Below are 25,728 nucleotides of genomic sequence, written 5' to 3' on the forward strand. Positions count from 1 at the left end.
TAGTCTTAATGGCACGCATGTTCACGAAGGACCCCCATGTCGCGAGATAACTCCATCTACAAAGATGCACTTAACCGCAGCCTTGGCTATGTGGCGTCGCTCGGCTTGGGCGGCACTTTGCCTTCAGAGCTGGAATTGACCCAGCGGCTTGGCATCAGCCGCACCACCGTGCGCGCGGTGCTTGCGCATTTGCATGACATCGGCGTGATTGACTGGTCAGGCCGCAGCAAGCGTGTGCTGCGTGCCCCGCGCGACGCAGATTATTTCGCCAAGGAAGAGACGCTGTCCACCAGCGCGCGCGTAGAGACGCAGTTTATGGAATATATCCTGGGCGGGGATCTGAAGCCGGGCGCCATTTTGCACGAAAGCGAGTTGGTGCGCGCGTTCGGGGCCAGCACATCGGTACTACGGGAATTTTTGATCAAGTTCTCGCGCTTTGGATTGATCGACAAGGAACCCAACCGCCACTGGGTTTTGCGCGGCTTTACCAAAGACTTTGCGATGGAATTGTTCGATGTCCGCGACATGTTTGAAAAGCGCGCTTTTGATAGGCTGCTGACCAAAGGCAAGGACAGTCCGGCCTATCAGTCATTGCTAAAGCTCGAAGGCGCGCATAGAGAAATCGCGCGCAATATCGAGGCGGAATATCTGCGGTTCCCGCGCCTTGATGAGAAATTTCACCGCATTCTGATCCAAGACATGAACAACCGGTTTATCGATGATTTCTTCGAGCTGGTTTCGGTGATCTTCCACTACCACTACCGCTGGAACAAACAAGACGAACAAGACCGCAATCTTGCTGCCTGCCAGCAACACCTATCGGTGATTGAGGCCCTGAGAAACGGCGATGACGCCGCAGCACGCGCGCAGTTTCATGGGCATCTGAATGCAGCGCGCGAAACTTTGCTGGCCTCGGTGACATGGGACTCAGCGTGAGGGAAACAAGCCATGCAACATGATCCCCGCCTTCTCGTCTTATCCGGTCAGGATAATGTTGCTGTTCTGACCGCCACGGTGCACGCCGGCGAATGCATTCAGGTCGCAGGGCGCGCGATTGAAATTGCCAGCACATTGGGCCTTGGTCACAAACTGGCCCTGCGCGCCATTCGGGCCGGGGATGACATTGTCAAATACGGCTTTCCCATTGGCTTTGCCGCCGAGGATATCGCGCTGGGCGGGCATGTGCATGTCCACAATCTGAGCAGCCGCTACACCACGGTTGAGATCACGGAGTAGAGCATGAGCGATATGATGGCCTGGCCGCGCAAGGATGGCCGCAAGGGGATACGCAATGTGGTGCTCGTCGCCTATCTGGTGGAATGCGCCCATCATGTGTGCAAACAGATCGCGCGGCCATTTGCCGAAACGGATGTGCAGGTTATCGGGTTTTCCGGCTGTTTTCCGTCTGACTATGGCCAACAGATGATGGAAGCGCTGTGCACCCATCCCAATGTCGGTGCGGTGCAATTGGTGTCGCTTGGCTGTGAGAATTTTAAGAAACAGCAGCTTGCCGATGCCATTCGCGCCTCCGGGCGGGCGGTCAATCTGGTGACGATACAGGACACGGGCGGCACCGCCGCTGCCGTAGAACAGGGTCGCGCCTGGGTGCACGATCAGCTTGCGGATTTGGCCGCCATGCCCAAAGTGCCCATGTCCGTTTCAGAACTGGTGATCGGCACCATTTGCGGCGGTTCTGATGCCACATCGGGCATCACTGGTAATCCGGCGGCGGGCGTTGCATTCGATATGCTGATCGCCGACGGCGCGACCTGCATTTTCGAAGAAACCGGCGAGCTGATCGGATGTGAGCATATCATGGCCGAACGCGCCGCCAGCGCTGCGCTGCGCCCTGAGATCATCAAGACCGTCAACAAGGCTGCAACCTACTATGCCAAAATGGGATATGGGTCGTTTTCCAACGGCAATGCCACGGGCGGTTTGTCCACCATCGAAGAAAAATCCTTGGGGGCCTATGCGAAATCGGGCCAGAGCCAGATCAAGGGCATTCTCCGGCCCGCCCAAGTGCCGCAGACCGGCGGGCTGTACCTACTGGATGTTGTGCCCGATGGGCCGCCCAAATACGGATATCCCAATATCAATGACAACGCTGAAATCATTGAGCTGATCTCCTGCGGTGCCCACGCGGTGATTTTTGTGACCGGGCGTGGATCGGTCGTCGGATCGGCGATATCGCCCGTCCTGAAGGTCTGCGCGAACCCGGAAACCTACGCCCGCATGGCCGCCGATATGGATGTGAATGCAGGCCGGATCATGCAGGGCGCAGACACGTTGACCGGGGTCGGTACCGAAATTCGCGACAAGCTTTTGGCGCTGGGCAACGGGGCGCAAACGGCGTCCGAAGCTCTGGGCCATGTGGAGTTTGTCTTGACCTATAAAACCGCAAGTCCGGCGCAGCCCGGATGCCACCCAGGTTGAGGGCACCTTATGCTGAATGACACCCACCGAATTGCGCTGGGCACCGCGGCGCTTGCAGGGCTTTATCGCCCGGTCACGCGCGCCGCGGCCTGGGAGGTGTTGGAAACCGCTTGGGAAAGAGGCATTCGCTATTTCGACACAGCGCCCCACTATGGAAATGGGGCGGCAGAAAGCTTGGTCGGAGAATTTTTGCGCAGCCGAAATGACTGGGTGCTATCCACCAAAGTCGGACGCCTGCTGCGCCCGGATCCGTCCCCGCCCGCGGTGATAAACGGCTTTCACAATGCCTGGCCGTTCCAGCAGCATTTTGACTATTCCTATGACGGTATTATGCGCTCTGTTGAGGACAGTTTGCAGCGCCTTGGTCTCAACCGGATCGACATTCTTTTTATCCACGACATTGGCGACGCCCAGGCAGGGACCGACACGCCTGAACATCGTGCGCAACTGCTGCAAAGTGGCGTGCGGGCGTTGGACGAGTTGCGCGCTGGCGGCACGGTGCGCGCGGTTGGCCTAGGCGTCAACACCGTGGAAATCTGCGAAGAGATGATTGGCCAGATGCCGATGGATCTGATCTTGCTTGCGGGGCGATACACCTTGCTGGATCAAGCCGCGCAGCACCGTCTTTTTGCGCGGCTCATCGCCGAAGATATCCGGCTCGTCATTGGCGGCGTGTTCAATTCGGGCATTCTGGCCACCGGCCCCAAAGAGGGCGCGCATTTCAATTACGCCCCGGCTTCCGCCGAGATTCTTGCGCGTACACGGCAGATTGAAGCGATCTGCACCACGCACAATGTGCCCCTGGCGGCAGCGGCTATTCAATTTCCCGGCCGCCATCCGGTGGTGGCTTCGACCCTGATCGGCACCGGCAAGGTGACGTCCTTGCTGCGGAACCTTGATCAGGTCGATATGCCACTACCAGCGGCACTTTGGCAGGACTTGCAGGCATCCGGCTTGATCGAGACAGGCGCATGAGGATTGACGCCCATCAGCATTTCTGGACGCTCGCGCGCGGCGATTATCCTTGGCCCAATGCAAGTGTTGCGCCGATTTTTCGCGACTTTGGCCCAAAAGATCTCGCGCCGCTGATCTCTGTCGCGGGGATCGACGAGACCGTGCTCGTGCAAGCAACAGACACGGTGGCCGAGACTGAGTTTTTGCTGAAAATCGCAACCCAGACACCCTGGGTGGCCGGTGTGGTCGGGTGGGTGGATTTGCAGGCCGATGGGGCCATCGAAATGATCGACTATTTGCGCGCAAACCCATATCTGAAGGGGCTACGGCCCATGCTGCAAAATATTTCTGAAACGGATTGGATTCTGAATGCCGCGGCGCAGCCTGCGCTGGCGCATATGGCCGCGCAGAACCTCTGCTTTGATGCGTTGGTACAGCCCCGCCACTTGCCTGTGATCCTAGAGCTCTCGCAGCGCCATCCCAATCTGAAGATCGTCATCGACCATATCGCCAAACCCACTATGGGCGGCGGCACCATGCCGGCGCGGGACTGGAGCAGGGGCATGTCGCAATTGGCCGCCCAGCCCAATGTTTACTGCAAGCTGTCAGGCCTGCTGACCGAGGTCGGGCCAAACTGGCGCTCTGACGATGTCGCGCCGTTTGCCGCCCATGTGCTCAACGCATTCGGCGCATCAAAAGTGATGTTTGGCAGTGATTGGCCGGTGCTTTCACTGGCCGCGACCTACAGTGAATGGTGCGCGCTGGTCGAAGGATATCTGGCTGGCTTCTCGCCGCATGAGAGGTCGGCCATCATGGGCGAGACCGCCATGCATTTTTATGGGTTGGGTGATGACGCGGAAGGAAAGAAGAATGACACAACGCATGGGAATGGTGATCGGGATCCATCCTGACAAAATTGGTGCGTATAAGAAGCTCCACGCTGATGTTTGGCCTGATGTGCTAAAGCGCCTCAAGCAATCGGGTATTTCAAACTATTCGATTTTTCTGCGGGAGCCCGAAAATCTGATGTTTGGATATTGGGAATATGATGGCGCGGATTTTGAGGCTGACATGGCGGCCATCGCAGCAGACGAAGTGACGCGGCAATGGTGGGCGCTTTGCGGACCGATGCAAGCCCCGCTGCCGACCCGCAACAGTGATGAGTGGTGGGCAGACATGCAGCAAGTTTTCTACATGGCGTGATGCCGCCTTGCCCCCCAAAAAACTCAGGCTGAATATTCTCCGCATAGCGGCCGCGTAAGACGCGCCCTTTCACTGACCGGAAGGGCCAAAACATGATGCAGCTTTGCATAGGCGGCCTCAACCGTCATATCGCGCCCGTCGATCACGCCGTGGGCGCGCAGGATTGCCCCGGCCGCATATGTTCCGAGCGCCATGCCGCCCTCGGCGCATTGGCTTACCGCCAGCACGGGAATGTCGCGGCGATTGGCGATCTGCAATGCCATTGCCAACCCCTGGCTCTCCGGTGCGGTGCCCGATCCGTAGACCCGCAGCAACAGCGCATCGCAATCGCGCGCCGCATGTTGAAACAGATCGGTCGGCATACCCGGTGCCATGGCCAAAATGGCGACTTTGGCGCTGCCAAAGCCATGTACGCGCAACGTCTCACCCGGTTGGCAAGGCGGGGCTGTGCCGGGCGTGTCGCGGAAGGCATCAAATTCGGTTGAGTGTGATTTGCGGGTGCGCACACCATGCAGCCGCTGCCCCGCAAACTGAACCCAGATGCCCGCGGGGGCTGACGGCGCCGCCGCAATGGCATCTGCAAGATTGCGCATCCCGTCTGACCCCTTCACGGACAGAGGCAGCATGGCGCCGGTCACGATCACCGGCTTATCAAGACCCTGAAGGGCGAACCCCAATGCCGCGGCACTATACGCCAGCGTATCGGTGCCATGAGTCACGACAAAGCCCGAATACTGCGCGTGATGATCCGCGATGAGTGCAGCAATACGGCCCCATTCCGCAGGTGTGGCATTGGCGCTGTCAATCAGCGGTGTCAGCAAATGCACATCGACATCGCGCGGGCAGGCCCCACTGTGTTTGAGGTCGCTTATGGCCTGCTCAACAACACCAGTCTGCGGTGAAAACCCGCTAGGCGTCTGCACCATCCCAATGGTGCCGCCGGTGTGAATCAAAAGAATGCTCATACCCGGTGCATACGGCAGAAATCCCGTCGGCTCCAGCGTTGTGACTGTGCAGCGCGGCGATCGCACAAGGGTGCGGACCGGAAATAAATTTCAGGAAAATGGTGCCCAGAAGAGGGCTGAAGATTGTAAAAATTTTTTATTATCAACGTGCTGCATAGCATGCGTTGCTGAAACGTGAAACGCTTGTTAAGCGAAGATGCCAAAACATGTGTTTCATAGCTGCCCGACCAGCCCCAGCCTCACTCACGCAATTTTGCGCAGTCCAAAATCACCGTGTCCCTCTCAAGAAAAAGTGGCTTGCGAGGTGCAAATTCCGCGGCAACGTCGCAACGATCGTTTAGGTCGCGATAAAATGCGCGCAGCATCAGAGACGAATTTTCAGTCATGGCGTGCGCCAGATTTGCGACAACAAAGACATCCACCCCATCGGCGAGCCATCGGTCGAGGGTCCAATCGTTTATTTGTGGCGGCCAAGCATAAGCGCGAACAATGCCAATTAGATCTTCGTCTGTCGTGTCCTCCAATCCGGACATCGGATTGGGAAGTGGTAAAATAAATTGTTTGTTTGGACTGTCCGCAGGCACGATGCGCTCTTGCGATAGAGGCGGCAATTCAACTTGATATTTCTCTGCTGTCTTTTGAAGTCGCGCGAATTCATACTCTTGCGCGGTTTTGGACTGAGGCACCGTGGGTAGTGGTATCCCGGTCGCAATCTTGCGATCAGCAAACCGTGCTTCAATCACACTTGCAATCTCAGATGTTATCGGAGCCGCTAAGGTCTGTTGCCAAATCCCAAAGCAACCCACAAGTGCAACTATATATGTCGCCACGCCGATGGCCCTGCCAGCACTTTGGAACTTGCGTGCCAATTCCACCAGAGTGACGGCTGCAAACATTGCGACGATGACAAAAAAGGACACCCAAAGGTGTTCGGGCTGACGCAGTTTTACCAGATAGGCAACAAAAACCATTCCGACGATTGTTGCCGCCCAGATTGATAGCAACATGCGGCGATATTCATTTCTAGGTGCCGCATAAGGGAGCAAAACGAAAAGGATAGGCAAGATAATCCCAAGGCCACTTTGAAGATGAAGCATCCTTTCAACAAGCAGAACGAGGGCCTGAAACAGCGTGGGGCCCTGGCTAATTGACATAACCGATTGGATTTTTTGAAAATTAAGAAAATTCTGAAAGTCGAGCACAATACCAATGTTCAATATAGGCCAGGCAATTGCCCCAACGAGGAAAATGCGGCCAACTGATTTGAATGTACCTTTCAAACCGAGAAGTGGAAAAACTGAATATAGATAGGCAAGAGCGAGTGGCCCCATAAGCAAGGCAAACGAATGCTTGAAGCTCAGTGCGAGCGCCATAGACACTGCCAAAAGGACATCGGTTCGCACTGAATTCACATCTGCAATTTTCCGAACCATCAAGCAGACGGTCAAAAGTGAAAACGTCGCTAAAGCCGGGTCGCCCTTGTACATAAACGACAAATAGACGGTAATCGGTGCCAACACTATAAGCGTTGATATCACTAGGGCTTCACGCGCGGAGTAGCGCAGTTGGCGCGCAAATACATAGGCAATCGGGGCTGAAAGCGCACTCAAAGCGGCCACCAAACAACGGCCCGCGACAGAGAACACCGTTGGATCTTGGAAGTATTGTTCCCGAAACGCAGTTGCGTCGGCCCACACGCCAAATACCTTTCCAATTGCAAACATCGCCCCGTACACAATCGCAGTTATGTAATTCAGCAATGGCGGATAAAAATGTTGGTCTGGGACAAGCTGCCCCGTCAGAACTTTGGCCGCTTCATTGATACGCTCATCAGCAATCACAGCCCCATGATCGACGCCAATAAGTCGGATAAGAAATGCAAATAGAAAGAGCGCAATCAGACGTCCCCAACCGGCATATCGAACTTTAAACTGTTTCATAAAGCTGTGTACCTTTCGTACCACAATACGGTTCAATCAAAATTCAACCTTATTTGGGTCAATATTTAGCAATCAAATGCCAGTAATCTGCGACCAAATTACGAAATTGATGTGAGCGATTAATGCAACGCGACCAATCTAAAATCAATATTCCACTTTATGTGGATCTGGACGGAACATTGGTGAAAACGGATGTTGCGCAAGAACTTCTTTGCCAGGTTGCTGCCAAGCCGATGCATTGGATCGGTTTGTTACAGTCCTCGAAACTCGGTCGTTCTGGAGTCAAAGCGTTTGTGTCTGAAAGAGCGGAGTTTGACCCCGCGAACCTCCCATATCGCGACGACGTTCTTGATTACATTCGTAATGAAAAAAGCAGAGGCCGCAAAGTTTTTCTCGCAACTGCGACGGATGCGCGGATCGCGAAAAAGATTTTTGATTATATCGGCGTTTTTGACGGCGTCATCGCCTCGGACGAAGGCAATAACCTCAAAGGTCAGGCGAAGTTGGAAGCGATCCAAAGCGCCAGCCCGGCGTTTGAGTACGTGGGAGATTCAAAAGCGGATATTCCCATCTGGAACGCGGCGCGTATCTCCGGGTTTGTAAATGCTCCTAACTCAGCGATGACTTCACTTTCGCAGACCCATGCACCTTCATTAAATGTGCATGACGCGGTGCCTTTTGCCAAGGGCCTTTTTCGGGCCATGCGCCCACACCAATGGGCAAAGAACGCTTTGATATTATTGCCCTTATTTTTCTCGCATCAGTACGGTCAACCGGATTTGGTTGCCCGGGCGATGTTGGCAACTTTCATGTTCTGCCTCTGCGCATCTGCGGTTTACATCGTAAATGACTTGCTAGACATCGAGGCCGACCGAAACCATAACACCAAGAAGCATCGCCCTTTCGCCTCAGGTGAGCTGCGCCCAGCTGCGGGCGTGGGGTTTGCCCTTGTTTTGCTTTTGACGTCATTGATCATCAGCAGCCTGGCTTTTGGTTTCGCGCTTACTTTTTTGCTACTTTTGTATCTGTTTTCAACAAGTCTCTATTCGGGCTGGCTGAAACATAAGCCGATTTTCGACGTCATTGTTCTGACCTGCCTTTACACCTTGAGGGTCTTTATTGGTGGTGTTGCTATCGGCGCGGCACTCTCACCTTGGCTACTGAATTTTTCATTGTTCTTTTTCGCGAGTTTGGCATTCATGAAACGCTTCATCGAAATGCGCAAAGTGAAAGCGGAAGGAAAAGTCATGGCCCGAGGTTATCTTGTGTCTGACCTTGAGGCGATTTTGCCCATGGGGATTGCCACCGGAGCTTTGTCTGTACTGACCCTTACGCTCTACCTAAATAGTAGATTTGTCGCTGAAACCTACGGCGCAGTTCAAATACTCTGGCTCATTGCGCCACTGACGATGTTTTGGATTTTCAGAACATGGCTAAAAGCACTGCGAGACGAAATTGACGATGACCCGGTTGTGTTTGCGCTGCGTGACACCGTCAGCCGCATCACACTTGTCGCAACAATCTGCGTAGTGCTCACGTCGCGATTTTCGACTTTAGAGGGGCTATTGCTATGAGCCTAAGTGCCTTTTTACTGGTGTTTGTTTCAGTCAGCTTATCTGCTGTCGGCCAGGTTGCATTCAAACTCGGGGTGTCTGATCAGGAGCCCACAGATAGTGATGGGGTGATCAACACATTGCTTGCCTTTGCTGCATCCCCCTTCATTTGGGGCGGGATCGTAGCATATGGACTTGGGACTATTTTCTGGCTCTTTGCCCTGCAAAGGCTGGACCTGTCCCTCGCCTACCCCTTTGTCGCGATAAGTTTCATAGTGGTTTTCGCAGTTGGAATTTTCGGTCTAGGCGAGCCCTGGAACAGCACGCGCGCTTTGGGATTGATCATTATTTCGATCGGACTTGTCGTGATGGCGCGAGCCTAGCCCCGCGTTACCGCAAAAGCTGAACTCAGAAGGATTTTCTGAACTCGTGGCGAGTCTTCAGCAATTACTCGAAAATAAGTTCAACGGATTCATGAACTTTGTTGCGAGGTCGAACAGCTATAGCTCGCTTGTCGTATCCAAGGCTTGATCGACACGGCTATCCTCATCGCAACTTCATCCGGAGTGAAGCGATATTCCGGCTAACCGACTGTTTTCTCTTTGTTTTCAAGGGAAAATGGTGCCCAGAAGAGGACTCGAACCTCCACGTCCATACGGACACTAGCACCTGAAGCTAGCGCGTCTACCAATTCCGCCATCTGGGCTTAGATGTCGTGAGGGGGGATTTAGAGATGTGCCGGGGGGGAGTCAACGCGATTTTTCAAGTTTTTGAAAAAATTATGTCAGCGCCATGAAAGCCCATTTTGAGGCAGGCACTGAGCAGATTTTTGGCGCAAACAAAAGCATGGTGCCTTCGGGTGCCAAAGCGTGGATCTGCGCAAAGAAACCACGATTTATTGCGCATATGCCGCATTTTTGAGGCTTGTTCCCAGATCGTGTGGCGGGTATTTCTCGGGGGAATTCAGGTTGCGGAGGCTTCCCATGTCGAAACTCGTCACGATCTATGGCGGTTCTGGTTTTGTCGGGCGCTATATTGCGCGTCGCATGGCCAAAGAAGGCTGGCGCGTGCGCGTCGCCGTGCGTCGCCCCAATGAGGCGATGTTTGTGAAGCCCTACGGCGCTGTTGGTCAAGTTGAACCGGTGCTCTGCAACATCCGGGATGATGCTTCGGTGGCGCGGGCGATGGCGGGCGCTGATGCTGTCATCAATTGTGTTGGCATATTGGCCGAGGACGGGAAGAACAGCTTTGAAGCCGTTCAGACCGAAGGCGCAGCGCGCATCGCGCGCAGTGCGGCCGAGGCCGGCATCACACGTTTGGTCCACCTCTCAGCGCTGGGCGCGGATGCGGATTCTGACAGCGAATATGCCCGGACCAAGGCTGCGGGCGAGGCGGCGGTGCAAGAGCATATGCCAAGCGCCGTTATCTTGCGGCCCTCGGTGATCTTTGGCCCAGAAGATCAATTCTTTAACAAATTTGCCAGCATGTCCCGCCTGAGCCCGCTGTTGCCGCTGGTGGGGGGCAATAGCAAATTCCAACCTGTTTACGTCGATGATGTTGCCCAGGCAGCGGTCAATGCCGTGCTTGGGGATGCAAGCGGGATTTACGAGTTGGGCGGGCCAGAGGTGAAAACCCTGAGCGCGCTGATCAAAGACATGCTGGCGGTGATCAACCGCCGCAAGCTGGTTCTCAATCTGCCGTTCTTTGTCGGTGGTCTGCTGGGCTTTGGCTTTGACCTGCTGCAGAAAATCACGCTTGGGCTCTTCAATAACTCGGTTCTCACACGTGATCAGGTCAAGCTGCTGCGCAGCGACAATATCGTGTCTGGGGCGCAGCCCGGCCTGACAGATTTGGGCGTGACGCCAACGCCTGCGGAATTGGTGATGCCAGATTACCTCTGGCGCTTCCGCCCCAACGGTCAGTTTGATGCGATCAAGCAATCTGCCAAGAACCTGCAGGTCTAAGGCACGCTGCTGATCACCAAAACAAAACGGGCCTGCGGGCCCGTTTTTTGTGTCAGCTATAGGCGATGAACAGCAGGGCCGCGCCGAGGATAACGCGATAAATCACATAGGGCGTAAAGCTGACGGTGCGCAGGAGCATCATCATGAATTTCAACGCCAGCAACGCCGCCCCAAACGACAGGGCCACCGCAATCGCGGCGTCCAAGGCCTGTCGCGCGGTCAAATCAAATCCGGTGTCCAGCAGCAGATAGCCACCGCTGGCCAAAATGGCCGGGATGCTCATCAGCATGGCAATGCGCGCTGCGGATTCGCGGTCATAGCCAAGGGCGCGCGCGCCGGTGATGGTAATGCCCGAGCGCGAGGTGCCGGGGATCAGCGCAATCGCCTGCCAGAGGCCAAGAAGGATGGCGTCTTTCAGGGTCCAGTCTGCCATGTCTTTCTGCAGACCTCCGCGTCGGTCCATCCACCAAAGCAGCAGGCCAAAGCCCAGCATGGTCCAGCCAATGGTCTTGATCGACCGCAGCTGATCATTCAATCCGCTGGCGGCAAGGAACACGCCAAACAGGACAACCGGGATTGTTGCGATCATCAAGAGGAGCGCCAGACGTGCGCCCGGGTCCTGGGTGTCGCCACGCGCGAGTTTTGGCAGCCCGATCAGGCCCAGACGCACATCGCGCCAAAAGAACAGGACAACCGCGCCAAGCGTGCCGATGTGTACGGCCACATCGAGAAACTGCCCCTGATCCTCTGTGCCGATGGCGGCGGGCAACAAGATGAGATGCCCAGAGGATGAAATTGGCAAAAACTCGGTAATACCTTGGATCAAGGCGAGAAGAATCAGGTGATAAAGGGTCATGAAAAATGTCCAACTGCTCTGACTTTGGGTATAAACCAGCGGGAAATGATTTCCAGAACCCATTTAGGGCCGGATCGGAATTACTTTTTTGAAATTTTTTGACAATAGCGACCCGGAAGTCTCAAAAAAGTGAATTTAGGTAAACTCTGCTGACTTTTATGTCCGGATGGCTTTGTTTACACAGGCCCGACGAATTGAATTTGCGGGAGGTCGCCCCATGGCCAAGCAGCCAATGCTGAAATTTGTGTCTGTTGATCGGGATATGCCCGAGAAACGCGCAGCTGACGAGCGTAACAAAGACTATAATGAAATTTACGCCGCCTACGCGACGGCCAAGGCCGAAGAACAGGCAAGCCGCTGTTCGCAGTGCGGCGTGCCGTATTGCCAGTCCCATTGCCCCTTGCACAACAACATTCCCGATTGGCTGCGCCTTACCGCGACCGGGCGTTTGCAAGAAGCCTATGAAGTTTCGCAAGCCACCAATACCTTTCCCGAGATCTGCGGGCGGATCTGCCCGCAGGACCGTCTCTGCGAAGGCAACTGCGTGATCGAACAATCCGGCCACGGCACCGTGACCATCGGCTCTGTCGAAAAATACATCACCGACACCGCTTGGGAAAACGGCTGGGTCAAACCGGCCGCGCCAACAGTTGAGCGCAGCGAAAGCGTGGGTATCATCGGGGCCGGCCCCGGTGGTCTGGCGGCTGCAGACATGTTGCGCCGCGCGGGCGTTCAAGTGACGGTCTATGATCGCTACGATCGCTCCGGCGGCCTGCTGACCTACGGTATTCCGGGCTTTAAGCTGGAAAAAGACATCGTGATGCGCCGCCATGACCAGCTGGTTGCTGGTGGCGTGACCTTCAAACTGAACACTGAGGTCGGCAAGGACATTTCCTTTGACGACATCCGCAAGGCCCATGATGCGGTGATCATCGCGACCGGCGTCTATAAATCGCGCGACCTGAAAGGGCCGGGCGCGGGGGCCGAAGGTATTGTGAAGGCGCTGGATTATCTGACTGCCTCCAACCGCCTTAGCTTTGGCGACGCCGTGCCAGAAATCGACAGCGGCGCGCTGAATGCCAAAGGCAAGAAAGTTGTGGTGATCGGCGGCGGCGACACGGCGATGGATTGCGTGCGCACCGCCATCCGTCAGGGTGCCGACAGCGTCAAATGTCTCTATCGTCGCGACCGCGCCAATATGCCCGGCTCGCAGCGCGAAACCCAGAACGCCGAAGAAGAAGGCGTGGTCTTTGAATGGCTCGCTGCGCCCAAAGGGTTCGCGGGCGATCCTGTCACTGGCGTCATGGTGCAGCGTATGCGGTTGGGCCAGCCAGATGCCTCCGGGCGCCAAAGCCCCGAGGTCATCGAAGGCGCAGATTACGTTGAAGAGGCTGATCTGGTAATCAAGGCCTTGGGCTTTGAACCAGAAGACCTGCCAACCCTTTGGGATCAACCAGAGCTGGAGGTGACGCGCTGGGGCACCGTAAAGGCCGAATTTACCACCGGGGCAACCGCGCTGGAAGGTGTCTATGCCGTGGGCGACATCGTGCGCGGTGCATCGCTTGTGGTTTGGGCAATCCGCGATGGCCGTGATTGCGCCGAGGCGATCCTGACCAAGCTGAACGCCGCGCAAACCGTCGCAGCCGAATAAGCCATTTGGCGTGCGGCCCCGCGCCGCCGCCGTCCCCAATATCGCCCAAGCTGGAACCATCCGCTTTGGTGCACCGAATGACCTGCCGAGTGAGGGAAGGGTTAAGACATGACAAAATTTGATGAAAACTGGGTCCGCTCAGAGGAAGCAAAGCGCAAATATCTGGCCGAAAATGGTCTTTATGACGAAAGCGAAGAGCATTCGTCCTGTGGCGTTGGCCTCGTTGTTGCGGTGGATGGCAAAAAAAGCCGCAAGGTTGTCGAAGCGGGTATCAACGCCCTGAAAGCAATCTGGCACCGCGGTGCTGTCGACGCAGATGGCAAGACCGGCGATGGCGCAGGTATTCACGTTCAGATCCCTGTACCATTTTTCTACGATCAGATCCGCCGCACCGGGCATGAGCCCAAGAAAGATGAACTGATCGCAGTGGGTCAGGTGTTTTTGCCGCGCACGGATTTCGGCAAACAGGAAACCTGCCGTACCATCGTTGAATCCGAAGTGCTGCGGATGGGCTACCGCATTTATGGCTGGCGTCACGTGCCGGTCGATGTGACCTGCCTGGGCGAAAAAGCCAATGCAACCCGCCCCGAGATTGAGCAGATCCTGATCTCAAATTCCAAAGGCGTCGACGAAGAAACCTTTGAGCGCGAGCTTTACGTGATCCGCCGCCGGATCGAAAAGAAAGCCGCCGCTGCCGGTGTTGGTGAGCTTTATATCGCTTCACTCTCTTGCCGCTCGATCATCTACAAAGGCATGATGCTGGCCGAGCAGGTTGCTGTATTTTACCCGGACCTGCAGGACGAACGCTTTGAAAGCTCCTTTGCGATCTATCACCAGCGGTATTCGACCAATACCTTCCCGCAATGGTGGCTGGCGCAGCCGTTCCGCATGTTGGCGCATAACGGTGAAATCAACACGCTCAAGGGCAACGTCAACTGGATGAAGTCCCATGAAATCCGCATGGCGTCGGATTATTTCGGCGATCTCGCGGATGACATCAAACCTATTGTTCCAAGCGGTGCCTCGGATTCTGCGGCGCTGGATGGTGTGTTCGAAGTTTTCGTGCGCGCCGGGCGTTCTGCACCCATGGCAAAAACCATGCTGGTGCCTGAAAGCTGGTCCAAACAGGCGGTGGAATTGCCGCAAAGCTGGATCGACATGTATTCCTACTGCAATTCCGTGATGGAACCTTGGGACGGTCCGGCCGCATTGGCGATGACCGATGGCCGCTGGGTCTGCGCCGGTCTTGACCGCAATGGCCTGCGTCCCATGCGTTACGTCGTCACCGGCGATGGCCTGCTGATCTCAGGCTCCGAAGCGGGCATGGTGCCGATTGAAGAATCCCAAGTGGTGGAAAAAGGCGCGCTTGGCCCCGGTCAGATGATTGCCGTCGATATGGCCGAAGGCAAACTCTACCATGATACTGAAATTAAAGATAAACTTGCCAACGCCCGCCCCTATGGCGAATGGGTTGGCAAGATCCGCAACCTGGATACAGAGCTGAGCAAGGTCACAGAAAAGCCGATTTTTACAGGCGATGAATTGCGCCAGCGTCAGATCGCGGCAGGCTATTCCATCGAAGAGCTGGAGCAGATCCTCGCGCCGATGGCCGAGGACGCAAAAGAAGCCTTGGCTTCGATGGGCGATGACACGCCAAGTGCGGTTCTGTCCAACAAATATCGTCCGCTGAGCCATTTCTTCCGCCAGAACTTTAGCCAGGTGACAAACCCGCCGATCGACAGTCTGCGCGAATTCCGCGTGATGTCTTTGAAGACGCGGTTTGGCAACCTCAAGAACGTGCTGGACGAAGACGGCTCGCAAACCGAAATCATCATGCTGGACAGCCCCTTTGTGGGCAATGCGCAGTTTGATGCGTTGCTGGATGCCTTTGACGATACGGTTGTGCATATCGACTGTACCTTCCCCGTTGGCGGCAAAGACGGCGCACTGCGCGACGCACTGGAGCGGATTCGGGCTGAGACCGAAGATGCTGTCCGGTCCGGGGCCGGTCACATCATTCTGAGTGACAAGGGCCAGAACGCGGAGCGCGTGGCGATGCCAATGATCCTGGCGACCTCTGCGGTCCACAGCCATCTGACGCGCAAAGGCCTGCGCACCTTCTGTTCGCTGAACGTACAATCCGCAGAATGCATCGACCCGCATTACTTTGCGGTGCTGATCGGGGCTGGCGCGACCGTCGTCAACGCCTATCTGGCCGAAGACTCCCTGGCAGATCGCATTCAGCGTGGCCTGCTGGATATTGACCTGACAACCGCAATTGCGCGCTATCGCGAAGCGATTGATGCCGGCTTGCTCAAGATCATGGCCAAGATGGGGATCTCGGTGATCTCCTCCTATCGCGGGGGTCTGAACTTCGAAGCTGTCGGCCTGTCACGCGCAATGTGCGCCGAATATTTCCCCGGCATGACCTCGCGGATTTCCGGCATTGGTGTGTCGGGTATTCAGAAGAAATCCGAAAGCGTGCATGCCCGCGGTTTCCAAGCTGAAAGCAAAGTGCTGCCGATTGGTGGGTTTTATAAGGCGCGCAAATCCGGCGAGACCCACGCCTGGGAAGCGCAGACCATGCATATGATGCAGGCCGCCTGTAACCGCGCCTCTTACGAGTTGTGGAAACAGTATTCGGCCAAGATGCGGTCCAACCCGCCAATCCATCTGCGCGACCTTCTGGATATCAAACCGCTGGGCAAATCGATCCCGATTGAAGAGGTGGAATCCATCACGTCCATCCGCAAACGCTTTGTCACGCCTGGCATGAGCCTTGGCGCGCTGAGCCCGGAGGCCCACAAAACGCTGAACGTCGCGATGAACCGCATCGGGGCGAAATCAGACTCAGGTGAGGGCGGCGAAGATCCGGCGCATTTCGTGCCAGAGCCAAATGGCGACAACCCGTCTGCGAAAATCAAACAGGTGGCTTCCGGCCGTTTTGGCGTGACGGCCGAATACCTCAACCAGTGTGAAGAGCTGGAAATCAAGGTTGCGCAAGGTGCAAAACCGGGTGAGGGCGGCCAGCTGCCGGGCATGAAAGTGACCGATCTGATCGCGCGCCTGCGTCACTCTACCAAAGGCGTGACCTTGATTTCGCCACCGCCACACCACGATATCTATTCGATCGAGGATCTGGCGCAGCTGATCTATGACCTCAAGCAGATCAACCCGCGCTGCAAAGTCACCGTGAAACTGGTGGCCTCCTCGGGTGTTGGCACCATTGCGGCGGGCGTGGCCAAGGCGAAAGCAGATGTGATCCTGATTTCGGGCCACAATGGCGGCACTGGCGCCTCCCCGGCCACCTCGATCAAATATGCAGGTCTGCCATGGGAAATGGGCCTCACCGAGGCGCATCAGGTTCTGGCGATGAACAACCTGCGCGAACGTGTGACCCTGCGGACCGACGGTGGCCTGCGCACCGGGCGTGACATTGTGATGGCAGCGATGCTGGGCGCGGAAGAATACGGCATCGGCACCGCCGCGCTGATCGCCATGGGCTGTATCATGGTGCGTCAGTGCCAAAGCAACACCTGCCCTGTGGGTGTCTGTACCCAGGATCAGGCGCTGCGCGATAAGTTCACGGGCAATGCCGACAAGGTTGTGAACCTGATCACCTTCTATGCGCAGGAAGTGCGCGAAATCCTCGCGTCGATTGGCGCACGTTCCATCGAAGAGGTGATTGGTCGTGCGGATCTGCTGGCGCAGGTGTCGCGGGGGTCTGCGCACCTTGATGATCTGGACCTGAACCCACTGCTCATCACGGTGAACGGTGCGGCGGAAATCGCCTATGATCGCGAAAAGCCGCGCAATGCGGTGCCAGATACGCTGGATGCAGAAATCGTGCGCGATGCGGCGCGGTTCCTCAAGGATGGTGAGAAAATGCAGTTGTCCTACGCGGTGCAGAACACGCATCGCACCGTGGGAACCCGCACCTCAAGCCACATTGTGCAGAACTTTGGCATGCGCAACATGCTGCAAGAGGATCACCTGACCGTGAAACTCAGCGGCTCCGCAGGCCAGTCCCTTGGTGCTTTTGCTGCGCCGGGCCTCAAGATCGAAGTTACGGGCGACGCCAACGATTATGTTGGCAAAGGTCTGTCCGGGGGCACGGTTGTGGTGCGTCCTGCGATGAACTCTCCGCTGGTGGCTGCTGAAAACACCATCATCGGCAACACCGTGCTTTACGGGGCCACAGATGGGCATCTCTTTGCCGCTGGCCGCGCAGGTGAACGCTTTGCCGTGCGTAACTCTGGCGCCAAGGTGGTGATCGAGGGCTGCGGGGCCTGCGGTTGTGAATATATGACCGGCGGCGTCGCCGTGATCCTTGGCCGGATCGGGGCCAACTTTGGGGCCGGTATGACCGGCGGTATGGCCTATCTTTATGACCCGGATGGCACAAGCGCGCCGGTGATGAATATGGAAACCCTGGTCACGGTCCCCGTCACGGTCGATCACTGGGAGGCACAGCTGAAAGGGCTGGTGGAACGCCACCTTGCTGAGACCGGATCGCGCAAAGCTGCGGATATCTTGCAGCATTGGGATTTGGAAAAGGCCAATTTCGTGCAGGTTTGCCCGAAAGAAATGTTGCCACATCTTCCGCACCCGCTGAGCGCGGAGCCAGAGGCGATACCCGCCGAATAAGGCAAACAACCCTGAAAAACCCCGCGCCATCGCGGGGTTTTTTGTTGCAGGCGCGACACAGCAATAACAACCAAGCCGGGAAGTATTTGAAAAATACAATCATTGACTGCACTCTTTTGAACGAGGCAGGTCAATGTAATGCATGTGTTTCAATCTTTTGTCGTTGGGGTATCACTGATGATTGCGCCTGTCGTGTCATCAGCGGGCCAATGCGGATACGAAACATGTTGGGGCGCGCTGGGGTTTTCCTCGGATGGGGGCACCGCCACGTCGGTTGCGCAATGGTCCCAAGAGGCCGCCTACCGAAATCTCCAGGAAAACTGCGATTGGGATTGCGGCGAGGTGCGGATGTTCAGCAACGCCTGCGCCGCCATGGCCCGTGGGGAACGCGGCAGCTGGAGTTGGGCCGAAGCAGACAGCGTGCGCCGCGCCAAGGCGACGGCCGTGCAGCTTTGCGGCGACCGCACCATCAATTGCAAAGTCATCGTCGCGGCCTGCTCTCGTTAACGGATAGAAGAGTTGCGCCGCGCGCCGGACCTGCTTATTCCGAAAGGCAGGGGCAGAGCAGAGACTATGGCCAAGAAAAAGAGCGCAAAAAAACAGAAACTCAGCTGGCGCGCGCGCCAGACCCAACGTCTACGCCGCTGGGGCCTGCGCACTGCGATCTGGGCGGTGTCGTTGTTTATTTTTGCGGTCCTGATTTTCACGGTGATCAACCCGCCAACCACCTACACCATGCTATCGGAAAAACGCCGCCTGGGCGCGATTGATCAAGATTGGGTGCCGATGGAAGCGATCGCCCCGGTTATGGCCCGCGCTGTTGTGGCAGCGGAAGATGCGAATTTTTGCGATCATTGGGGGTTTGACGTCAAGGCGATCCGCGCCGCGATTGAGGCCGGAGGCGCACGCGGTGCCTCGACCATCAGTCAGCAAACCGTCAAGAATGTCTATCTCTGGCAAGGGCGCAGCTGGCTGCGCAAAGCGCTGGAGGCCAGCATCACCCCGGTTGTCGAATTGGCCTGGAGCAAGCGGCGCATTTTGGAAATCTATCTGAATATCGCGGAATTTGACGAGGGCGTGTTTGGCGTCGAAGCCGCCGCGCAGCATTATTTCGGCGTGCCGCCCGATCGGTTGAGCGCCCGGCAGGCGGCGCGGCTTGCTTCGGTCTTGCCGGCCCCAAAGCAGCGCTCTGCCAGCCGCCCGACAACGTCACAGGTGCGGCGCATTGCGGCGATCATGGATGGCGCCGCCACCATCGACCGCGACGGGCGCGCGCGCTGTTTTCAGTGATCGCACTGTGCCAATTCCCGCGCGCGGATCATTCGCGTGTTGAAACCCCGCGATGATTTCGGCAATTAAGAGATAGCTCCTTTCACTTTTGGATTTCGCAATGGCCCGCTTGTTTCATGTTCCGCTGTCCCCGTTTTGCCGCAAGGTCCGGCTGAGCCTTGCCGAAAAGAAGATCGAATGCGAGTTGGTGGAAGAGCGGTACTGGGAGCAGGACCCAGATTTTCTGCGCCGTAATCCCGCGGGCAAAGTGCCGGTTCTGAAACTTGACGATATCATGATGGCCGAAAGCGCCGCGATCTGTGAATATCTGGAAGAGGCGTATCCAGAGCCCTCGTTGATGCCCAAAGGCAGCGCCGCCCGCTTGGAAGTGCGCCGCCTGGTCAGCTGGTTTGATGACAAATTTCACAACGAAGTCACCAGCAAGCTGCTGTATGAGCGGGTGAACCGAAAGGTGCAGGGCACCGGGTATCCGGACAGTGCCAATGTCAAAGCCGGTGCCAAAGCGATCAAATATCATCTGGATTATCTCGCCTGGCTGCTGGATCATCGCCGTTGGCTCGCCGGGGATTCCATGACTTTGGCGGATTTTGCAGCCGCGGCGCATCTGTCCTCGCTGGATTACATCAGCGATGTGGATTGGAACCGATCGGAGGCGGTCAAGGATTGGTACGCAAAAATCAAATCGCGCCCCGCCTTTCGTTCCATTCTGGCCGATCAGGTGCCGGGTTTCCCGCCGCCGCCGCATTATGCTGACCTTGATTTCTAAAGCGCGCCGCTTGCGCCGTGTTGTTGTGCTCGTCGCGGGCGGCGTTCGATGAGCGGCGGCGTATTGAACCTGAAGGCACGTCTGATCAAAGAAGCCGATGCCATCGGCTTTGATCTCTGCCGGATCTGTCGCCCCGATGCGGTGCCGCAAGTGCCGGCGGATCTCGATGGGTTTCTGGCCAAAGGGTATCACGGGCAGATGGGCTGGCTGGCCGAACGCACCCAATGGCGCGCCAATCCGGCCGCGCTCTGGCCCGAGGCGCGCTCGGTCATCATGCTGGGGGAAAGCTACACACCCAAACACGACCCGCGCGCGGTGCACAGCAGGGCGGATCGCGGCGCAATATCGGTCTATGCGCAGAACAAGGATTACCACGACCTTGTCAAGAAACGTCTCAAACGGCTGGCGCGCTGGCTGATCGCAGAAACCAATCCGGAGGTTGCGGTCAAGGTTTTCGTCGATACGGCCCCCGTGCCGGAAAAGCCGCTCGGGCAGGCCGCAGGGCTCGGCTGGCAGGGCAAACATACCAATCTTGTCAGCCGCGAATTGGGATCCTGGTTCTTTATTGGTTCTGTGTTCACAACGCTGGAAATCGACCCTGATCCTGCGGAAATTGACCATTGCGGGTCGTGCAGGGCCTGTCTGGATGCTTGCCCAACCAAGGCCTTTCCCGCGCCCTACCAGATTGATGCGCGGCGCTGCATTTCGTATCTTACCATTGAGCATCACGGCCCGGTGGACGAAGATCTGCGGCCCCTTTTGGGCAATCGCATCTATGGGTGTGATGATTGTCTGGCCGCCTGTCCCTGGAACAAATTCGCCGTTGATGCTCGCGAGATACGGTATCACGCGCGCGATGATCTGATCGCGCCGCCGCTTGCAGAATTGGCGGCGCTGGACGATGCGGCGTTCCGTGCGAAATTTGCCGGCTCGCCGATCAAACGCATCGGGCGCGGACGCTTTGTGCGCAACGTTCTCTATGCGATGGGCAACTCTGGCGACCGGGCGCATATGGCGCAAGCCACGGCGCTGATTGCAGACGACGACCCGGTTGTCGCGGATGCGGCCCGCTGGGCTGCGGCGCAGCTTTCCCGCGCCGCAGACTAATCAGGCGTCGCGCTTTGGCAGTTTCCAATCAGGCCGGGGGAAGTGGCAGGTGTAACCGCCCCTGTTCTTTTCCAGATAATCCTGGTGATAGTCTTCTGCTTCCCAGAAATCGCCGACTGGTGCCAATTCCGTCACGACCTTGCCCGGCCATAGCCCGGAGGCGTCCACATCGGCAATGGTGTCTTCGGCCACGGATTTCTGCGAGTCATCTTCATAGAAAATCGCAGAGCGATAGGACGTGCCGATATCGTTGCCTTGCCGGTTGACGGTTGTCGGGTCATGGATCTGAAAGAAAAACTCCAGAATGTCGCGATAGCTCGTTTTGGCCGGATCAAACAGGATCTCGATCGCTTCGGCATGGGTGCCATGATTGCGATAGGTGGCGTTTTCCACGTCGCCACCAGAATAGCCGACACGGGTGCTGATCACACCGGGTTGCCGCCGGATGAGATCCTGCATACCCCAGAAACATCCCCCGGCCAGAACTGCGCGTTCGCTCATGTCACGTCCTCAACTTGGTTCAGATAGGCACCGTAGCCCTCGGCCTCCATATCATCGCGATGAATGAAGCGGAGTGCAGCCGAGTTGATGCAATAGCGCAGCCCGCCGCGATCGGCTGGGCCATCGGGGAATACATGGCCCAGATGGCTGTCCCCGTGTTTAGAGCGAACCTCAGTGCGCACCATCCCGTGCGATCTGTCGTGATGTTCGGTGACATTCTCGATCGGCTTTGTGAAGCTAGGCCAGCCACAGCCAGAATCGTATTTGTCACCGCTTGCAAACAGCGGCTCGCCGGACACGACATCAACATAGATGCCCGGTTCCTTGTTGCGCAGCAATCGGCCGCTGCCGGGGCGCTCTGTTCCATTTTCCTGAGTGACCCAGCGCTGTTCATCCGTAAGGGCGGCAATCGCTGCCGGATCTTTGGTATATTTGGTCACTTGGCACTCCTTCGGTTGGGTCTGCCAGCACTAAATGGTGTGGTGGTTCGAAATTCAAACCTATATTTCAACCCGCTGACCCAAGCGTGAACTTAGGCCAGCGCTGCCGTCAATGCCGCATCCATCAACGCTTTGATCTGTGACGTGCTGGTCCCGGCCACGATGCGCCCCAGTTCGCGATCCCCTTTCAGCGCCACCAGGGTCGAGCGGCGCGGAATACGCAAGTCGCGCACCAGATCTGAGCGCCCATATTCATCCCAATCAACATCAATGAAAACGATCTGGTCTTCGTAAGCGGCATTTTCGGCCTTCAAGGCAGAGATCACCTTTTCCTGCGCCCGGCAGGTGGTGCACCAGCTGGCTTTGAAATCCAGAAATACCGTGTCGCCGGCGGCCAAATGTTTGCGCACCAAGCCGGGCGTATAGGCGGTGGACGACCCCGCAATTTGTGGCGCGATCAGCGCGCCGGTTGCAAGTATGCAAAATTGACGTCGGTCCATGAGGAACCTCCTTTACAGCGAAACAGACAAATCCAATAGCCAAAGCGGCATGTGATCCAGCAGCCAGGCTTCGATAACGTGGTGCCAGCCCAAAAATAGCGCGAGGCCCACCAAGACAAAAACGCCCCCCATCACAGGCCGGGCGATCAGTGCGAGCTTTTGCATCGTGGCGCGCCGGTTCACAAGAAACCCGCGTGCGCCATATCCAAGCGCAAGGATAAGCGTTGAAACACCAAGCGCGAAAAACCCCATAATTGTCGCCGCCCGCGCGAGGCTCTCGCCTTGACTGGCAAGCGCAATGGCCCCGCCCAGGGTCGGGCCGATACAGGGGCTCCAGACCGCACCGAGCAGTAGCCCGCTGACAAACTGGCCGGAGCTGCGCGCAGGATCGACATGGTTAAGCTGCCCATCTGCCCGCGCCGATACGCCAGCGGTTGCGCTGGCAAACCGCGCGGACAATTGCGGGATCAAAAGTATCGCCCCAAACCCGATCATCATTAGCGCGCCGGCCTGCGCCAGATCATCCACCGAAATGCCAAGCGTATAGCCCAGGGTGGTCACGGCCATGCCCAGAACCACAAAAGAGAGGCTCATTCCTGCCGCAAGCAAGAGCGGGCCGCGTGGGCTGGCCTGCAACGCCGTCGCCAGCACAATGGGCAGCACCGGCACGACGCAGGGGTTTATCAGGGTCAAAAGACCCGCCAGATATGCAAAAATGAACTCCACGCCTGTAAGATGACGGTCTGGACGTGAAAATCCATGACAAATGCGGTGCCACCCGGTCAACATTCTGTGTTTGCGCGCTGGGTCGATCCTATGTGGGCGCAAAGTGGGCGCAAAAATTGGTATGCTCAGTTTTATCGATTTTGGTCATTTCAACATGACCAGAGGCGGGATAGCCTTGTTTCGCAGCTGTCAGCAGCAAGGAGCGCGCGCATGTCCCAACCGATCACGACAAAGCCCAGTGTTTGCCCGTTGGATTGCCCTGATACCTGTAGCCTTTCGGTCGACATTGCCGATGGGCAGATCGTCAAGCTGCGCGGCTCGCATGCCAACCCTTATACGGCGGGCGTGATTTGCAACAAAGTGGCGCGCTATTACCCCGATTTCGTACACGGCCCACATCGGCTGCGTCATCCCTTGCGGAAAACGCCCAAGGGGTTTGCGCGGATCAGTTGGGAAGAGGCATTGGATCTGGTCCATGCCGGCTTTTCCAAAGCCATCGCGCAGCACGGGCCGCAAAGCGTGTTGCCGTTTAACTACGCCGGCCCCCATGGTGAATTGGCCGGTGCCTCGATGGACCGGCGGTTTTTCAACCGTCTTGGCGCATCAGAGCTGGCGCGTGGGCCGCTGTGTGGCGGGGTGCGTGGCGCGGCCTACGAAAGCCTCTATGGCGCTGTTCCGGGCATGCCCCCGGCGCAGGCCGTTGACAGCGATCTGATTGTGATCTGGGGCAGCAACATTTCGGTGTCCAGCTTGCATGTGATGCGCGTTCTGAAAGCGGCGCGCCAGAAAGGCGCGCGCGTTGTGGTGATTGACCCCAAGTGTACGAAAGTGGCCGAACAGGCCGACATGTTTTTGCAGGTGCAGCCCGGCACAGATGTGGTGTTGGGACTGGCGCTGGCCGCAGAGCTTGCCCGTCGCGATGCGCTGGATCAGGACTTCATCGCCGCCTGGGTTCACGAGAGCGCGGCCTATTTACGCCATGCGGCACAGTATTCATCGGCGCATGCCGCGCAGATCTGTGGTGTATCCGAGACTGATTTTGCAAAGCTGGTCGATTGGATTAGCACGGCGCGCGCCATGGCGACTGCGGTGGGCGTCGGCCTTGAGCGCAGCGCTTCGGGTGGGGCTGCTTTGCGCGCGGCGATGGCGCTCAATGCTCTGACCGGACAACATGGACGGCCCGGTGCCGGGGTGATTGCAAAATCCGGTGCCCATGTTCCCAAAACCTCCGCGCGGTTGCAGGCCCCGCATCTGCGCCGCGATCCGGCGCGGGTGATCAACATTTTGGACGTCCCGAACGAGATTCTCGATCGCGCACAGCAGGTGCCGATCTCTGCGGTCATGGTCTACAACCACAACCCGGTTGCCACCCACCCAGATCAGGACAATGTCATGCGCGCGCTCAGTCACCCTGACGTGTTTGTTGTGGGCTGCGATGTCGTGATGACCAACACGATGGCGCTGTGTGATGTTGTTTTGCCCGCGGCGAGCCATTTTGAACATCATGATATCTTTGGTGCCTACGGGCAGAACTATCTGCAACGTGCGGCCCCGGTGATGGACCCGGTGGGTGAGAGCCTGCCGAACACCGAGATTTTCCGCCGTCTTGCGGCTCGATTTGCTTTTTTAGAGCCTAATTTTCAGGACAGTGATGCGGCTCTGATGACGCAGGCGTTCGCGATTTCAGGCCCCGATAACGCGGCGCTTGATCAGGGTCTTGCGGTTGCGTTTGGCGGCTCTGATGGCAGGGATCAGATCCTGTGCCGCGATCTTGCGCCAAAGACACCAACCGGCAAGATAGAGTTGTTTTCTGCTGAATTAGAGTCGAAATTTGCGGCCGGATTGCCAAACCACCGTGTCGTGCCTCGGCCTTATCCTTTGCGGGTGATTTCCCCGTCTTCGGAAAAACGCATTAACGCGACCTTTGGCGGGCATGCGGCCTCTTCCGGGGTCGAAATGATGGAGATGCACCCAGAGGATGCGGCAGTCCGGGGCCTGCAGGATGGCGATAGTATTGCCGTATGGAATGCGCTGGCGGAAATTCGGTTGCGGGTGAAGATCACCGATAAGGTTCAGCCCGGCGTGACATATGTCGCCAAAGGCGCATGGCGACATAATGGCGGCGGGACCATCAATGCATTGATCGCCTCTGATCAACGATGTGACCTGATTTCAGGGGCGGCCTATAACGACACCTTTGTGGATGTCCGCGCCGTGCAGGAGTGATAT

General features: G+C 57.1%; 23 protein-coding genes and 1 tRNA gene. 16 read left to right on the forward strand and 8 right to left on the reverse strand.

Annotation, left to right across the window (positions count from 1 at the left end):
- Nucleotides 1-36 precede the first annotated feature (36 nt).
- Genes N6L24_RS05800 through N6L24_RS05825 form a run of 6 tightly spaced genes read left to right on the forward strand, consistent with a single transcriptional unit; the run spans nucleotide 37 to nucleotide 4,593 of the window.
- The gene (locus tag N6L24_RS05800; protein WP_271843716.1) at nucleotides 37-936 is read left to right on the forward strand and encodes a GntR family transcriptional regulator; all 900 of its coding nucleotides are present in this window, start codon (nucleotides 37-39) and stop codon (nucleotides 934-936) included.
- A gap of 12 nt (nucleotides 937-948) precedes the next feature.
- Nucleotides 949-1,236 (forward strand): UxaA family hydrolase, encoded by a 288-nt coding sequence (locus tag N6L24_RS05805; protein WP_271843717.1) that lies wholly within the window; start codon nucleotides 949-951, stop codon nucleotides 1,234-1,236.
- Between the two features lie 3 nt (nucleotides 1,237-1,239).
- The gene (locus N6L24_RS05810) at nucleotides 1,240-2,436 is read left to right on the forward strand and encodes a UxaA family hydrolase (protein ID WP_271843718.1); all 1,197 of its coding nucleotides are present in this window, start codon (nucleotides 1,240-1,242) and stop codon (nucleotides 2,434-2,436) included.
- A gap of 9 nt (nucleotides 2,437-2,445) precedes the next feature.
- Nucleotides 2,446-3,411, forward strand: coding sequence for an aldo/keto reductase (locus N6L24_RS05815; protein WP_271843719.1), 966 nt, complete (start codon nucleotides 2,446-2,448; stop codon nucleotides 3,409-3,411).
- Nucleotides 3,408-4,301, forward strand: a complete 894-nt coding sequence (locus N6L24_RS05820; protein WP_271843720.1) for an amidohydrolase family protein — start codon at nucleotides 3,408-3,410, stop codon at nucleotides 4,299-4,301. The genes N6L24_RS05815 and N6L24_RS05820 overlap by 4 nt, the downstream gene beginning before the upstream one ends.
- A complete protein-coding gene (locus N6L24_RS05825) occupies nucleotides 4,261-4,593 on the forward strand; it encodes an L-rhamnose mutarotase (RefSeq protein ID WP_271843721.1) in 333 nt (110 codons plus the stop codon). The genes N6L24_RS05820 and N6L24_RS05825 overlap by 41 nt, the downstream gene beginning before the upstream one ends.
- A 23-nt stretch (nucleotides 4,594-4,616) precedes the next feature.
- Here the strand turns inward: N6L24_RS05825 and N6L24_RS05830 are convergent, their stop codons facing one another.
- Together N6L24_RS05830 and N6L24_RS05835 are read right to left on the reverse strand one after the other, a co-directional pair.
- Nucleotides 4,617-5,558 (reverse strand): asparaginase, encoded by a 942-nt coding sequence (locus tag N6L24_RS05830; protein ID WP_271843722.1) that lies wholly within the window; start codon nucleotides 5,556-5,558, stop codon nucleotides 4,617-4,619.
- Between the two features lie 239 nt (nucleotides 5,559-5,797).
- Complete coding sequence (locus tag N6L24_RS05835) at nucleotides 5,798-7,498, reverse strand: phospholipid carrier-dependent glycosyltransferase (RefSeq protein ID WP_271843723.1); 1,701 nt, start codon at nucleotides 7,496-7,498, stop codon at nucleotides 5,798-5,800.
- A gap of 122 nt (nucleotides 7,499-7,620) precedes the next feature.
- Here N6L24_RS05835 and N6L24_RS05840 point away from each other — a divergent pair, with 122 nt between their 5' ends.
- Together N6L24_RS05840 and N6L24_RS05845 are read left to right on the forward strand one after the other, a co-directional pair.
- Entirely contained in the window at nucleotides 7,621-9,072 is a 1,452-nt protein-coding gene (locus N6L24_RS05840) for a UbiA family prenyltransferase (RefSeq protein ID WP_271843724.1), read from the forward strand.
- The gene (locus N6L24_RS05845) at nucleotides 9,069-9,434 is read left to right on the forward strand and encodes a hypothetical protein (protein ID WP_271843725.1); all 366 of its coding nucleotides are present in this window, start codon (nucleotides 9,069-9,071) and stop codon (nucleotides 9,432-9,434) included. The genes N6L24_RS05840 and N6L24_RS05845 overlap by 4 nt, the downstream gene beginning before the upstream one ends.
- Nucleotides 9,435-9,670: 236 nt before the next feature.
- Here N6L24_RS05845 and N6L24_RS05850 read toward each other — a convergent pair.
- Nucleotides 9,671-9,757: transfer RNA gene (locus N6L24_RS05850), tRNA-Leu, on the reverse strand.
- Between the two features lie 277 nt (nucleotides 9,758-10,034).
- On the opposite strand from N6L24_RS05850, the gene N6L24_RS05855 reads away from it, so the two are divergent.
- Complete coding sequence (locus N6L24_RS05855) at nucleotides 10,035-11,015, forward strand: complex I NDUFA9 subunit family protein (RefSeq protein ID WP_271843726.1); 981 nt, start codon at nucleotides 10,035-10,037, stop codon at nucleotides 11,013-11,015.
- A gap of 52 nt (nucleotides 11,016-11,067) precedes the next feature.
- Here N6L24_RS05855 and N6L24_RS05860 read toward each other — a convergent pair whose 3' ends face one another.
- Complete coding sequence (locus N6L24_RS05860; protein ID WP_271843727.1) at nucleotides 11,068-11,871, reverse strand: undecaprenyl-diphosphate phosphatase; 804 nt, start codon at nucleotides 11,869-11,871, stop codon at nucleotides 11,068-11,070.
- Nucleotides 11,872-12,088: 217 nt separating this feature from the next.
- On the opposite strand from N6L24_RS05860, the gene N6L24_RS05865 reads away from it, so the two are divergent.
- The 6 genes from N6L24_RS05865 (at nucleotide 12,089) to queG (ending at nucleotide 21,332) form a co-directional block, all read left to right on the forward strand.
- Entirely contained in the window at nucleotides 12,089-13,522 is a 1,434-nt protein-coding gene (locus N6L24_RS05865) for an NAD(P)-dependent oxidoreductase (protein ID WP_271843728.1), read from the forward strand.
- Nucleotides 13,523-13,630: 108 nt separating this feature from the next.
- Complete coding sequence (gltB, locus tag N6L24_RS05870) at nucleotides 13,631-18,169, forward strand: glutamate synthase large subunit (RefSeq protein WP_271843729.1); 4,539 nt, start codon at nucleotides 13,631-13,633, stop codon at nucleotides 18,167-18,169.
- A gap of 177 nt (nucleotides 18,170-18,346) precedes the next feature.
- The gene (locus N6L24_RS05875; protein ID WP_271843730.1) at nucleotides 18,347-18,676 is read left to right on the forward strand and encodes a DUF4189 domain-containing protein; all 330 of its coding nucleotides are present in this window, start codon (nucleotides 18,347-18,349) and stop codon (nucleotides 18,674-18,676) included.
- 66 nt (nucleotides 18,677-18,742) lie between these two features.
- Nucleotides 18,743-19,459 carry a monofunctional biosynthetic peptidoglycan transglycosylase gene (gene mtgA, locus N6L24_RS05880; protein ID WP_271843731.1) on the forward strand — a complete coding sequence of 239 codons (717 nt, stop codon included), beginning with the start codon at nucleotides 18,743-18,745 and terminating at the stop codon, nucleotides 19,457-19,459.
- A 100-nt stretch (nucleotides 19,460-19,559) separates the two neighbouring features.
- Nucleotides 19,560-20,225, forward strand: a complete 666-nt coding sequence (fzlA, locus tag N6L24_RS05885; protein WP_271843732.1) for an FtsZ-binding protein FzlA — start codon at nucleotides 19,560-19,562, stop codon at nucleotides 20,223-20,225.
- A 48-nt stretch (nucleotides 20,226-20,273) separates the two neighbouring features.
- The gene (queG, locus tag N6L24_RS05890) at nucleotides 20,274-21,332 is read left to right on the forward strand and encodes a tRNA epoxyqueuosine(34) reductase QueG (RefSeq protein ID WP_271843733.1); all 1,059 of its coding nucleotides are present in this window, start codon (nucleotides 20,274-20,276) and stop codon (nucleotides 21,330-21,332) included.
- Here the strand turns inward: queG and msrA are convergent, their stop codons facing one another.
- The 4 genes from msrA to N6L24_RS05910 form a co-directional block, all read right to left on the reverse strand.
- Nucleotides 21,333-21,833, reverse strand: coding sequence for a peptide-methionine (S)-S-oxide reductase MsrA (msrA, locus tag N6L24_RS05895; protein ID WP_271843734.1), 501 nt, complete (start codon nucleotides 21,831-21,833; stop codon nucleotides 21,333-21,335).
- On the reverse strand, nucleotides 21,830-22,273 hold the full coding sequence (gene msrB / locus N6L24_RS05900) for a peptide-methionine (R)-S-oxide reductase MsrB (RefSeq protein WP_271843735.1): 444 nt from the start codon (nucleotides 22,271-22,273) through the stop codon (nucleotides 21,830-21,832). Before msrB ends, msrA begins: the two co-directional genes overlap by 4 nt.
- Before the next feature lie 92 nt (nucleotides 22,274-22,365).
- Nucleotides 22,366-22,773 (reverse strand): thioredoxin family protein, encoded by a 408-nt coding sequence (locus N6L24_RS05905; RefSeq protein WP_271843736.1) that lies wholly within the window; start codon nucleotides 22,771-22,773, stop codon nucleotides 22,366-22,368.
- A gap of 12 nt (nucleotides 22,774-22,785) precedes the next feature.
- Nucleotides 22,786-23,499: a cytochrome c biogenesis CcdA family protein gene (locus N6L24_RS05910; protein ID WP_271843737.1), complete on the reverse strand. Its 714-nt coding sequence runs from the start codon at nucleotides 23,497-23,499 to the stop codon at nucleotides 22,786-22,788.
- Nucleotides 23,500-23,709: 210 nt separating this feature from the next.
- Between N6L24_RS05910 and N6L24_RS05915 the strand changes: the two genes are divergently transcribed.
- A complete protein-coding gene (locus N6L24_RS05915; RefSeq protein ID WP_271843738.1) occupies nucleotides 23,710-25,725 on the forward strand; it encodes a molybdopterin-dependent oxidoreductase in 2,016 nt (671 codons plus the stop codon).
- The last annotated feature ends 3 nt before the right edge of the window (nucleotides 25,726-25,728 follow it).

The sequence above is a fragment of the Cognatishimia sp. SS12 genome, from assembly GCF_028369055.1.
GTDB lineage: Bacteria > Pseudomonadota > Alphaproteobacteria > Rhodobacterales > Rhodobacteraceae > Cognatishimia.